This is a genomic window from Pseudomonas arabinosi (assembly GCF_047758675.1).
Lineage (GTDB): Bacteria > Pseudomonadota > Gammaproteobacteria > Pseudomonadales > Pseudomonadaceae > Aquipseudomonas > Aquipseudomonas arabinosi.
In genome coordinates this window covers 3,730,909-3,743,738 of the sequence record NZ_CP180480.1, presented here as the reverse complement: position 1 = coordinate 3,743,738, position 12,830 = coordinate 3,730,909, and the positions used below count along the sequence as shown (strand labels likewise).

Genomic DNA, 12,830 nt, shown 5'->3' with positions numbered 1-12,830 from the left:
GTCGTGGCAGGCTGGCACAGCAGGCGCCAAAAGAGGCATGATCCGACAGCGATAACAAGAAAAGCGTCCTGACATGACCCGAACAGCCCGCGTGACAGACCCCTCCTACGAACTGATGGACGACCACAACGGGTTGTCCATCATCTATCGCCAGCATGGTTTTCCTTGCCCGTTGGTGCGCTGGCATTTTCACAAGGAATACGAGCTGCACCTGATCGTCGCCAGCTCCGGCAAAGTGTTCATCGGTGACTACATCGGTAACTTCTATCCAGAATCACTATTCCTCACCGGCCCCAACCTGCCCCACAACTGGATCAGCCAGGTGGCCGAAGACGAAGTGGTGCCCAAGCGCGACATGCTGGTCAACTTCACGGATGAGTTATTCGACAGCGGCCACTTGGTGTTTGCCGAGCTCAAAACGCTGGCGCCGCTGTTGGAGCGCGCCCAGTACGGCATCGAGTTTCGCTGCAAGCGCACCATTCGCCAGGCCATGACGTTGATGCAGCGCATCGCCGACACCAAAGGAGTGACGCGCCTTGGGCACTTTTTCATTCTGTTGGAGTTGCTGGCGACCTCTGACGACTATCAACTGCTGTCCGGGGCCACGACACCGCAATTGGCCGACGAGCACAATATTGATCGCACCAACCGGGCGGTGGATTACATCTTCGCGCATTACGCTCGTGAACTGCCGCTGGAGGAAGTCGCCGAGCACTTGGGCATGAAGCCGACTTATTTCAGTCGAGTGTTCAAGCAAGCCACCGGCCGCTGCTTCATCGAATTCGTCAATCGACTGCGCATCAGCAAATCCTGTGAGCTGCTGGCCGACGGTGACAAACCGGTAACCGATGTGTGTTTCGAATCGGGCTTCAACAATATTTCCAACTTCAATCGGCGTTTTCAGCAACTCAAGGGCATGACGCCGTCCCATTACCGGCGATTGGCCGTGCAGCGGTTGACTGAGCAGAACCTGGGTTAAACGCCTGAAAACCTGTACGGAATCCATAGGGTCTAACCGCTAAAAAGCCGTTCCCTGCACCTCTCCCTCCAAACACCAGTGCAAAATAGTATCGATTCAAGTGCGATGGATGATTTGTCACGTCATCAATTGAAGGCTGTAATCAGTGCACATTCTTCCTGCCGTCGGAAGACACAAAAACAATAACTGTCCTTCTGTAACCCGCCGGGTGCAGAAAAGGAGTGCACGATGCAACCTTCTGTAAAAGCTCTGCTTGCCCTCACCTGCATGACCCTCAGCAGCGTCAGCCTCGGCGCCCAGCCCCTGACCATCGCCACCGTCAACAACAGCGACATGATCCGCATGCAAAAACTCTCGAAGACCTTCGAGGCCGCGCATCCGGACATCAAGCTCAATTGGGTGGTGCTGGAAGAAAATGTCCTGCGCCAACGCCTGACCACCGACATCGCCACTCAAGGCGGACAGTTCGATGTGTTGACCATAGGCATGTACGAAGCCGCACTCTGGGGCGCCAAAGGTTGGCTGGAGCCGATGAAGGACTTGCCGGCCAGTTACGCCCTCGACGACGTCTTCCCATCGGTGCGTGAAGGCCTGTCGGTCAAGGGTTCGCTGTATGCCTTGCCCTTCTACGCCGAAAGCTCCATCACCTATTACCGCACCGATCTGTTCAAGGAGGCCGGGTTGACCATGCCCGAGCACCCGACCTGGACCCAGATCAGCGAATTCGCCAGCAAACTCACCAATAAGGATAAAGAACAGTACGGCATCTGCCTGCGCGGCAAGGCCGGCTGGGGCGAGAACATGGCGCTGATCACCACCGTCGCCAATGCCTATGGTGCGCGCTGGTTCGATGAGCAGTGGAAACCGGAATTCACCGGCCCCGAGTGGAAAAACGCGCTGAACTTCTACGTCGACACCATGAAGAAATCCGGCCCGCCGGGCGCGTCGAGCAACGGTTTCAACGAAAACCTCGCGCTGTTCAACAGTGGTAAATGCGCAATCTGGGTCGATGCCAGCGTCGCAGGCTCCTTTGTTACCGACAAGACCCAAAGCAAGGTCAGCGAACACGTCGGCTTCACCTACGCTCCGCACGAGACCACCGACAAAGGCTCGGCCTGGTTGTATTCCTGGGCGCTGGCGATTCCAACCAGTTCCAAGGCCAAGGACGCCGCGAAAACCTTCAGCGCCTGGGCCACGTCCAAGGAATACGGCGCCTTGGTTGCCGAGAAAGACGGCATTGCCAACGTACCGCCAGGTACCCGCGCTTCGACGTACAGCGATGAGTACATGAAGGCTGCGCCGTTCGCCAAGGTGACCCTCGAGTCGCTGAAAGCCGCGGACCCGAGCAAGCCTACCCTCAAGCCCGTGCCGTATATCGGCATCCAGTTGGTGACCATTCCTGAATTCCAGGCCGTGGGCACCCAGGTCGGCAAACTGTTCTCGGCGGCACTGATCGGCCAGACCACGGTCGACCAGGCCTTGACCGCTGCCCAGTCAACCACCGAACGTGAAATGAAGCGCGCCGGTTACCCCAAGTAACCCCGCAACCTGCTCCCGCCTTCTGTGGGAGCGAGCTTGCTCGCGATGACCGTCTCCCATTCAACATTGTGAGTGACTGACACATCGCCATCGCGAGCAAGCTCGCTCCCACAGTGGATCTTCATTGGTCTGCATGAATCGGTTCTATCGCCATGAATATTTCAACTGCCAAAGCTCACATGGACATTCCCCAGCCGGTGCGTAAAAGCCGGTTGTCCAACCCCGGCTGGTTTCTGGTCAGCCCCTCGGTGGCGTTGTTGCTGCTGTGGATGATCGTGCCGTTGGGCATGACCGTTTACTTCTCGCTGATCCGCTACAACCTGCTCTACCCCGGCGAAAACCAGTTCGTGGGGCTGGAGAACTTCAGCTACTTCCTCAGCGACTCGGGTTTCCTGCCCGGCGCCACCAACACCTTGTTGCTGGTCGGCAGCGTGCTGCTGATCAGCGTGGTGTTTGGCGTGTTGATCAGTGCGCTGCTGGAGGCCAGTGAGTTTCTCGGTCGCGGCATCGTACGGGTGATGCTGATCTCGCCGTTTTTCATCATGCCCACCGTCGGTGCGCTGATCTGGAAGAACCTGATTTTCCATCCGGTGTCGGGAATTCTCGCCTACGTCTGGAAGCTGTTCGGGGCGCAGCCGGTGGACTGGCTGGCGCACTACCCGCTGCTGTCGATCATCATCATTGTGTCCTGGCAATGGCTGCCCTTCGCGATCCTGATCCTGATGACCGCCATGCAGTCCCTCGACCAGGAACAGAAGGAAGCCGCGCGCCTCGACGGTGCCGGGCCGATCGCGATCTTCTGGCACCTGACCCTGCCGCACCTGGCGCGGCCGATTGCCGTCGTGGTGATGATCGAAACCATCTTCCTGCTGTCGGTGTTCGCCGAAATCTTCACCACCACCAACGGTGGCCCCGGTTACGCCTCGACCAACCTTGCCTACCTGATCTACAACCAGGCGCTGGTGCAGTTCGACGTCGGCATGGCGTCCGCCGGTGGCTTGATCGCGGTGGTGATCGCCAACATCGCGGCCATCGTGCTGGTGCGCATGATCGGCAAAAACCTGACAGACAAAGCCTGAGGCCTGCGCCATGACCCTTCAACAATCCCGCCGTCTGCAAAGCCTGCTGCTCGGCACCCTGGCCTGGGCCATCGCGATCCTGATCTTCTTCCCGATCTTCTGGATGGTGATGACCAGTTTCAAAACCGAAATCGATGCGTTCGCCACGCCGCCGCAGTTCATCTTCACGCCGACACTGGAGAACTACCTACACATCAACGAGCGCAGCGACTATTTCAGCTTCGCCTGGAACTCGGTGGTGATTTCGTTCAGCGCCACGGCTCTGTGCCTGCTGATCGCGGTGCCGGCGGCGTACTCGATGGCGTTCTACGAAACCCAGCGCACCAAAGGCACGCTGCTGTGGATGCTCTCCACCAAGATGCTGCCACCGGTGGGCGTGCTGATGCCGATCTACCTGCTGGCCAAGAGTTTCGGCCTGCTCGATACCCGTATCGCACTGATCGTGATCTACACGCTGATCAACCTGCCGATCGTGGTCTGGATGATTTACACCTACTTCAAAGACATCCCCAAGGACATCCTCGAAGCCGCGCGCCTCGACGGCGCCACGCTGTGGCAGGAAATGGTCCGGGTGCTGCTGCCGATTGCCAAGGGCGGGCTGGCGTCCACGGTATTGCTGTCGCTGATCCTGTGCTGGAACGAGGCGTTCTGGTCCTTGAACCTGACTTCGTCGAAAGCCGCACCGTTGACCGCATTGATCGCCTCCTACTCCAGTCCCGAAGGTCTGTTCTGGGCCAAGTTGTCGGCGGTGTCGACCCTGGCCTGCGCGCCGATCCTGATCTTCGGCTGGATCAGCCAGAAACAATTGGTCCGCGGCCTGTCGTTCGGCGCCGTGAAATGAAGCTCGCCGACTCAACGCGATCCACTGTGGGAGCGAGCCTGCTCGCGATGGCGGAGTGTCATTCAACAGTGATGTTGACTGACACGGCCTCATCGCGAGCAGGCTCACTCCCACAAAAAAAGCCCGCACGGCTCAACTGAATAACAACAAGTGGAGGCCCATCATCATGGCCAACCTGAAAATCAAGAATCTGCAAAAAGGCTTCGAAGGCTTTTCCATCATCAAAGGCATCGACCTGGAAGTGAACGACCGCGAGTTCGTGGTGTTCGTCGGGCCATCAGGCTGCGGCAAATCCACGTTGCTGCGCCTGATTGCCGGCCTGGAAGAAGTCAGCGGCGGCACCATCGAGCTCGATGGCCGCGACATCACCGAAGTCAGCCCGGCCAAACGCGACCTGGCGATGGTATTCCAGACCTACGCCCTGTACCCGCACATGAGTGTGCGCAAAAACATGTCGTTTGCCCTCGACCTGGCCGGCGTACCGAAAGCCGAAGTCGAGAAGAAAGTCGGCGAAGCAGCACGCATCCTCGAACTCGGGCCGATGCTCGAACGCAAGCCGAAACAGTTGTCCGGCGGTCAGCGTCAGCGCGTGGCCATCGGCCGGGCCATCGTGCGCAATCCGAAGATTTTCTTGTTCGACGAGCCACTGTCCAACCTCGACGCCGCCCTGCGGGTGCAGATGCGCCTGGAACTGTTGCGACTGCACAAAGAACTCAAAGCCACGATGATCTACGTGACCCACGACCAGGTCGAAGCCATGACCATGGCCGACAAAGTCGTGGTCCTCAATGGAGGCAAAGTCGAACAAGTCGGCTCGCCACTGGACCTGTATCACCAGCCGGCCAACCTGTTTGTCGCCGGGTTCCTGGGCACGCCGAAAATGGGTTTCCTCAAGGGTAAAGTCACCCGCGTCGAAAGCCAGAGCTGCGAAGTACTGCTGGACGCCGGCACCCGCATCACGTTGCCGCTGAGCGGCGCCAACCTGAGCGTCGGTGGTGCGGTGACGTTGGGCATTCGCCCGGAACACCTCAACCTCGCGCAAATCGGCGACTGCACTTTGCAGGTCACGGCCGACGTCAGCGAACGCCTGGGCAGCGACACTTTCTGCCACGTGGTGACCTCGTCCGGCGAAGCCTTGACCATGCGCGTTCGCGGCGACCTGGCCAGCCGTTATGGCGAGTCGCTGAGCCTGCATCTGGACGCCGAGCACTGCCATTTATTCGATGCCGACGGTGTGGCGCTGACCCGCCCGTTGCGCGCTGCGGCCTGATTTAGAGAGCATGTGATGAAACTGAATAAACAGAACCTCAACCGCCTCGCCCCCGAGGTGGTCCTGCCCGCCTACGCCCTGAGCGACACCCGCCAAGGCATCGCGCACATTGGCGTCGGCGGTTTCCACCGGGCGCATCAGGCGTATTACACCGATGCGTTGATGAACACCGGCGAAGACCTGGACTGGGCGATTTGCGGCGTCGGCCTGCGCGCCGAAGACCGTCGCGCCCGGGACGATCTTAAAGAGCAGGATTACCTCTTCACCCTGTTCGAGCTTGGGGATACCGACGACACCGAAGTCCGGGTCATCGGCGCGATTCGCGACATGCTGCTGGCTGAAGACGGCGCGCAAGCGTTGATCGACAAACTCGCCAGCCCCCAGATCCGTATCGTTTCGCTGACCATTACCGAAGGCGGCTACTGCATCGACGACAGCAACGGCGAGTTCATGGCCCAGCTGCCGCAGATCCAGCACGACCTGGCACACCCGAGCGCACCGAAAACCGTGTTCGGTTTTCTCTGCGCCGCACTGGCCAAACGCCGTGCAGCCGGCACGCCTGCGTTCACTTTGATGTCCTGCGATAACCTGCCGCACAACGGCGCGGTCACTCGCAAAGCGTTACTGGCGTTCGCCGCCCTGCGCGATGCCGAGCTGGGGGAATGGATCGCCACCCACGTGAGTTTTCCCAACGCGATGGTCGACCGCATCACGCCGATGACCAGCACCGAACACAAGCTGCAACTGCACGATAAACACGCTATCGACGATGCCTGGCCGGTGGTCTGCGAACCGTTTGTGCAGTGGGTGCTGGAAGACAAGTTCGTCAACGGCCGTCCAGCCTGGGAAAAGGTCGGCGTGCAGTTCACCGACGACGTCACGCCCTACGAAGAGATGAAGATCAAACTGCTCAACGGCAGTCACCTCGCACTCACTTATCTGGGTTTTTTGAAGGGTTACCGCTTCGTTCACGAAACCATGAACGACCCGCTGTTCGTGCGCTACATGCGTGCCTACATGGACTTGGACGTGACCCCGCAACTGTCGCCCGTGCCGGGGATTGACCTGACCGAGTACAAAAACACTCTGGAGGCGCGCTTCTCCAACCAGGCGATTGCCGATCAGCTGGAGCGCGTGTGTTCGGACGGTTCGTCGAAGTTTCCTAAGTTCACCGTGCCGACGATCAATCGGTTGATTGCTGATGGACAGGAGACCAAACGGGCGGCGTTAGTGGTGGCTGCTTGGGCGTTGTATTTGAAGGGCGTGGACGAGAATGGCGATACCTACAGCATTCCTGATCCGCGGGCGGAGTTCTGTCAGGCGCTGGTGGCGGATGATGCGTTGATCACGCAGCGGTTGCTGGAGGTTGAGGAGATATTTGGTACGGCGATTCCGCATTCGCCCGAGTTTGTGGCGGCGTTTGAGTGGTGCTGTAACAGCTTGCGCGATGTCGGCGTGACGCGGACTCTGGAGCGGGTATTGGCGTAAGCACGACGGTGAACCTGCTGCACAGTCTTCGCGAGCAAGTCGGATCGCCGCACCGCCGCTCCCACAATAGATAGCTGGCGTACACAACATTCGTGGCCACCTCAGATCGAGTGTGGGAGCGAGCCTGCTCGCGAATGGCTTCACCGAGATCGACCTGACACACCAAGGATCTTCCATGGCAAACCAACAACTATTCCTCGGCATCGACTGCGGCACCCAAGGCACCAAAGCCATCATCCTCGACGCCGTCAGCGGTCAGGTGCTCGGCCAGGGTGCCGCCGCGCACAGCCTGATCAGTGGCGCCAATGGCCGCCGCGAGCAAGACACCTCGCAATGGCTCGAGGCCTTCGCGCTTGCCACCCGCCGTGCATTGCTCGCGGCGAAGGTCGACGGCCAGGACATCCTTGGCATCGGCGTTTCCGGTCAGCAACATGGGCTGGTGCTGCTAGACGATCAGGGCCAGGTGCTGCGTCCGGCCAAACTCTGGTGTGACACCGAATCCACCCCGGAAAACGACCGTCTGCTTGCCCATCTGGGTGGCGAAAAAGGCTCCCTGGAACGCCTCGGCGTTGTGATCGCGCCGGGCTACACCGTTTCCAAACTGCTCTGGACCAAAGAACAACATCCGCAGATTTTCGCTCGCATCGCCCGCATCCTGCTGCCCCATGACTACCTCAACTATTGGCTTACCGGCCGCAGTTGCAGTGAGTACGGCGACGCCTCGGGCACCGGCTATTTCAACGTGCGCACCCGCCAATGGGACTTGCAGCTGCTGCGTGACATCGACCCCACCGGGCGACTGCAAGCCGCGCTGCCGGAGCTGATTGACGCTCATCAAGCGGTCGGCACGATCCTGCCGAGCATCGCCGAACACCTGGGCATCAACCCGCAGGCGCTGGTCTCCAGCGGCGGTGGCGACAACATGATGGGCGCCATCGGCACCGGCAACATCAAACCCGGCGCTATCACCATGAGCCTCGGTTCTTCGGGGACGGTGTACGCCTATGCGGATCAACCGAAAGTCAGTCCGGACGCGTCAGTGGCAACGTTCTGCTCCTCCAGCGGTGGCTGGCTGCCGCTGATCTGCACCATGAACCTGACCAATGCCACCGGTGTGATTCGCGAGTTGTTCGAACTGGATATCGAGCAGTTCAATGCCCTCGTTGAGCACGCACCCATCGGTGCCGAAGGCGTGTGCATGCTGCCGTTCCTCAACGGCGAGCGCGTCCCCGCCCTGCCCCATGCATCCGGCAGCCTGCTGGGATTGACGATGACCAACCTGACTCAGGCCAACCTGTGCCGCGCGGTGGTCGAAGGCACGACCTTCGGTTTGCGTTATGGACTGGACCTGCTGCGCCAGAATGGCTTACAAAGCCGCAGCATTTGCCTGATCGGCGGCGGCTCGAAAAGCCCGGTGTGGCGTCAGATCGTCGCTGACATCATGAACACCTCAGTGATCTGCACCGAACAAAGCGAAGCCGCGGCCCTTGGCGCCGCGATTCAGGCCGCGTGGTGCAAGTCCTGGGCAAATGGGCATGAAGACAGCCTGGCGGATCTATGCGAGCGTTGCGTGAAGGTCGATCCAGCCAGCGAAACCTTGCCGATCGCAGACAATGTGGCGGCCTGTCAGCAGGCCTACGAACGCTATCAACAGCATGTCGCAACCCTTTGAAGAGTGAATAACTATGTACTTGGTGTGTGGCGAAGCGCTGTTCGATTTCTTCAGTGAAGACGACGCCAGCGGCCTGGCTTCAAAAGTGAATTTCAAGGCGATTGCCGGCGGCTCGCCGTTCAACGTCGCGGTGGGTTTGCGCCGTTTGGGCGTGGACGCGGCGCTGTTTGCCGGCCTGTCCACCGACTATCTCGGTCGACGCTTGCAACAGGTCCTGCAGGATGAAGGCGTGCGCCCGGATTACCTGGTGGATTTCGCTGCGCCTTCGACCCTGGCGATGGTGGCCGTCGGTGCCAATGGTTCACCGCATTACAGCTTCCGGGGTGAAGGTTGCGCGGATCGTCAGCTGAAAACCGAGCATCTGCCGGAACTGGGCCCTGAGGTACGCGGCCTGCACATCGGTTCGTTTTCGCTGGTGGTACAACCGATTGCCGACACGCTGTTGGCACTGGTACGCAGGGAAAGCGGTAAACGCTTGATCAGCCTTGACCCCAACGTGCGGCTCAATCCTGAGCCGAATATCGACCTGTGGCGTTCGCGGATTGCGACCTTGGTTGAGCTGGCCGACCTGATCAAAGTCAGCGATGAGGATTTGAGCCTGTTGTACCCCGAGCAGGATCCGCAACGGGTGATTGAAGGCTGGCTGCAGCATCGTTGTCAGTTGGTGTTTCTGACCCGTGGTGGCGAGGGGGCGACGGTGTTCAGTCGTGCCCATGGTTCATGGTCGGTGCCGGCGAGCTCAGTGAAAATCGCTGACACCGTGGGGGCTGGCGATACGTTCCAGGCGGCGTTGATTACCTGGCTGACGGAGCAGCAGATGGATTCGGTTGAGGGCGTGCAGCAACTGAGTCGTGAGCAAATTGATGCGATGCTCAAATTTGCAGTGCAAGCAGCAGCGCTGACGTGCAGCAAGACCGGGCCGGACTTGCCATATCGCCATCAGTTGGATCTTCGCTGAGGCTTATGGCCTCTTCGCGAGCAAGCCCGCTCCCACATTGGATCGCGGTCGAATAATGAAATGGCTACCCCCGCCGCCCCCTGCGATCGCCCACTAAGCTTTCACAGGGGGCTCACCGGAGACCGTTGCCATGAACAAAGTAGCCATTGCCGCCATCGACTTGGGCAAACACACCTTTCACCTGCATGCGCAGGATGATCGTGGTCATGAGCTTTACCGCAAAAAATTTACTCGCGCCGCGCTCATGCAGCACCTGGCGAATATCGAACCCTGCACCGTCGTGATGGAAGCCTGTGGTGGCGCCCACTACATGGCGCAGGAGGTCGCAAAGCTGGGGCATACGCCCAAGCTCATTGCGCCGCATCTCGTGCGTCCTTACGTGAAAAGCAACAAGAACGACTTCGCTGATGCTGAGGCGATCGGCGAGGCGGCAACTCGCCCAACGATGCGCTTTGTGCACCCAAAAACCCAGGATCAGCAGGCGCTGGCCATGCTCAACTCGACACGCGATTCGTTCATCAAAGACCGCACCGCTACCGTCAATCGGATTCACGCCGCCCTTCTGGAGGTTGGCGTCAGCCTGTCCCCAAGCTTCAAATCAATCAAAGATGTTCCGGCGCTGGTTGAGGCGAGCTCATTTTCTGAGCGCATCAAAGAGACCCTGATGATGCTGCATGAGCACTTCAACTACCTGGACGGGCAGGTCAAAAAGCTGGACAAGGACGTGGAAAACCAGGCCGCTGGAGATGATCTGGCATCTCGCCTGATGACCATCCCGTGTGTCGGCCCGATCACCTCCAGCGTCCTGGCTGCCGAATTGGGTGATGGCAAACAGTTCAAATGCGGTCGAGGCTATTCGGCCTCGATCGGGTTGGTACCCAAGCAGCATTCCACTGGCGGCAAGACCGTACTGTTGGGTATCAGCAAGCGCGGTGATCGAAACCAGAGGCGCCTGCTCGTCCAGTGTGCCCGTGTTTACTTGATGCGGCTGGAGCTCCAGAAAGGCTGGCTGGCGGACTGGGTCCGGCAGCTATTGACCCACCATCACTCCAACCATGTGGTCTGTGCGCTGGCCAACAAGCTGGCGAGGATCGCTTGGGCGATTGCGGCCCACCACACTGAATTCGATGCAGGGCCAGCCGCGATGAACGCCTGACCCTGCTGTCACCCGAGCACCACCCACCTGGTTTTGCGATGCTGGATAACTGATGACGTGAACGGCCAACCGGCCTGACGACAACCCTGAGCTCCCACACGGCTGAAAGGCCGTTCGAATAATTAGGATCGTCGGGCATCGATTCTCATCGAGGCGCGGGGCCATAACCCCACTCAGACGCCGGATAGATGAAAGCAAGCCAAACACGCATCAAAAACAGTATTGCAGAAAAGGGGGTAACCATAGATGTGGGAGCGGCGGTGCGGCGATCCGACTTGCTCGCGAAGGCGGTGTCACTTACACCGCCAGTCTCACTGTCACAACACCGAAAAGTTGTAACTCACAATCAACCGGGTCTCATCGACATCCCGGGCAAACTTCTCGTAGTTGGTCCGGTACGTCGCATTACGCAATCGCAGGCTGACATCTTTGAACGTCCCGCTCTGCACCACGTACTTGAGCTCGCTGTCGCGCTCCCACTCCTTCCCTTCCTGATCACTGCCCAGCACCTTGATGTGATCACCGTTCACATAACGGGTCAGGAAACTCAGTCCGTTAATGCCAATCGCCTTGAAGTCATAGTCATAACGCAATTGCCACGAGCGCTCCTGCGCAGCCGCGAAGTCGTTGACCTGCACATAGTTGACCAGGTACGGATTGGTCCCATCCAGATACGGCATCGAATTGTCGCCGTTCATGCGCTGCCAACCGGCGCTGAAGGTGTGGCCGCTGATGGCGTAAGCGAGCATGCCGCTCAGGGCGCGGTTGTCGATGGAGCCTGCACGAGCGGCGCCGCTGTCGGCACTCTTGAGCAGCCGAAGGTCAGCCTTGAGCACGCCCTCGCCCAACGGCTGGTTGGCCAGCAAACCGACGAAGTGCTGACGGTAGATGTCCTCCAGCTCGGCGTAGTGATACTGACCGGTCAGGCGCTCGTTGATCTTGTAATCGAAGCCGTACATGTCGAAATGATCGGCGGTGACGTTACAGGCATAACGCTTGTTCTTGCAGTGCACGCGGATGTCCTGGGAGTCGGTGGAATCCCGGGCGGTGTACTTGTCCAGCCGCGCCGCCATAAAGGTCAGGTCCTTGACCTCTTTGGACGTGAGCATTGCGCCGTTGAACATTGTCGGCAGCAAACGACCGTCGTTGTACTTCAGCAGCGGCACGTCAGGCAGCAGTGCGCCGTACTTCAATACACTTTGCGAGAATCGCACTTTGGCGGTCAGGCCCAGTTTCGCGTATTCATCTTTCGACCCGCGCGGATCCTGTCCCGTGGACGGCAGCAAACCGCTGTTGCTGCTGTCGGCGCTGGAGTCGAGCTTGAGCCCCAGCATGCCCAAGGCATCGATACCGAAACCGACGGTGCCTTCGGTGTAACCCGATTGCAGATTGAGAATAAAACCTTGAGCCGACTCTTCACGCTTCGAAGCGCCCTGCTCGGTGGACGTGTGCCCATCCCGAAAGTCGCGATTGAAATACACCGTGCGCGATTCGATTTTCGCCGTGGTGTCGTCGATAAAACCGCTCGCAAAAGCCGACTCGGTAAAACCGGCGCACAGGACTAAAGCGCCGAAGCCGAGTGACTGGCGCGCGGTGATGAGAATAAAGGGGGGACGCATGAAAAAAAGCTCCAACAGTGCAGCGTTTGCGCAAGGCGCAATAAGCCAAAAAATAGCCTTCGCCCCGGACAAGTAACTTGCCAGGATGAAGTGGACACACAGAGGTGAGCGGCGATGATGGCAGAAGGCTGTTACGGGCTACAGACGACTTTAGTCGGTAAATGACTGTTGGTTTCCTTGAACGAGGCGCTTTAATCCTGCACCATCCGCCCCAGCTTATTCAAAGGAC

At 59.2% G+C, this 12,830-nt stretch carries 10 protein-coding genes; 9 read left to right on the top strand and 1 reads right to left on the bottom strand.

Annotated features, from left to right (window positions below; all coding sequences use genetic code 11):
- Positions 1–73: 73 nt before the first annotated feature.
- The 9 genes from ACMXYJ_RS17585 (at position 74) to ACMXYJ_RS17545 (ending at position 10,982) form a co-directional block, all read left to right on the top strand.
- A complete protein-coding gene (locus ACMXYJ_RS17585) occupies positions 74–979 on the top strand; it encodes an AraC family transcriptional regulator (protein ID WP_129444280.1) in 906 nt (301 codons plus the stop codon).
- A gap of 228 nt (positions 980–1,207) precedes the next feature.
- Positions 1,208–2,518, top strand: a complete 1,311-nt coding sequence (locus ACMXYJ_RS17580; protein WP_415756186.1) for an ABC transporter substrate-binding protein — start codon at positions 1,208–1,210, stop codon at positions 2,516–2,518.
- Positions 2,519–2,670: 152 nt separating this feature from the next.
- Positions 2,671–3,597: a carbohydrate ABC transporter permease gene (locus ACMXYJ_RS17575; RefSeq protein ID WP_415756185.1), complete on the top strand. Its 927-nt coding sequence runs from the start codon at positions 2,671–2,673 to the stop codon at positions 3,595–3,597.
- A 10-nt stretch (positions 3,598–3,607) separates the two neighbouring features.
- Positions 3,608–4,438 (top strand): carbohydrate ABC transporter permease, encoded by an 831-nt coding sequence (locus ACMXYJ_RS17570; protein ID WP_046047128.1) that lies wholly within the window; start codon positions 3,608–3,610, stop codon positions 4,436–4,438.
- A 166-nt stretch (positions 4,439–4,604) separates the two neighbouring features.
- Positions 4,605–5,708, top strand: a complete 1,104-nt coding sequence (locus tag ACMXYJ_RS17565) for an ABC transporter ATP-binding protein (RefSeq protein ID WP_415756184.1) — start codon at positions 4,605–4,607, stop codon at positions 5,706–5,708.
- Positions 5,709–5,723: 15 nt separating this feature from the next.
- On the top strand, positions 5,724–7,196 hold the full coding sequence (locus tag ACMXYJ_RS17560; RefSeq protein WP_415756183.1) for a mannitol dehydrogenase family protein: 1,473 nt from the start codon (positions 5,724–5,726) through the stop codon (positions 7,194–7,196).
- A 175-nt stretch (positions 7,197–7,371) separates the two neighbouring features.
- On the top strand, positions 7,372–8,868 hold the full coding sequence (xylB, locus tag ACMXYJ_RS17555) for a xylulokinase (RefSeq protein ID WP_415756182.1): 1,497 nt from the start codon (positions 7,372–7,374) through the stop codon (positions 8,866–8,868).
- A 13-nt stretch (positions 8,869–8,881) separates the two neighbouring features.
- Positions 8,882–9,826 (top strand): carbohydrate kinase family protein, encoded by a 945-nt coding sequence (locus ACMXYJ_RS17550; protein WP_415756181.1) that lies wholly within the window; start codon positions 8,882–8,884, stop codon positions 9,824–9,826.
- A 130-nt stretch (positions 9,827–9,956) separates the two neighbouring features.
- Positions 9,957–10,982 carry an IS110 family transposase gene (locus ACMXYJ_RS17545; protein ID WP_415756180.1) on the top strand — a complete coding sequence of 342 codons (1,026 nt, stop codon included), beginning with the start codon at positions 9,957–9,959 and terminating at the stop codon, positions 10,980–10,982.
- A gap of 317 nt (positions 10,983–11,299) precedes the next feature.
- On the opposite strand, the gene ACMXYJ_RS17540 is transcribed toward ACMXYJ_RS17545, so the two are convergent.
- Positions 11,300–12,601: an OprD family porin gene (locus ACMXYJ_RS17540; RefSeq protein WP_415756179.1), complete on the bottom strand. Its 1,302-nt coding sequence runs from the start codon at positions 12,599–12,601 to the stop codon at positions 11,300–11,302.
- Between the last annotated feature and the right edge of the window lie 229 nt (positions 12,602–12,830).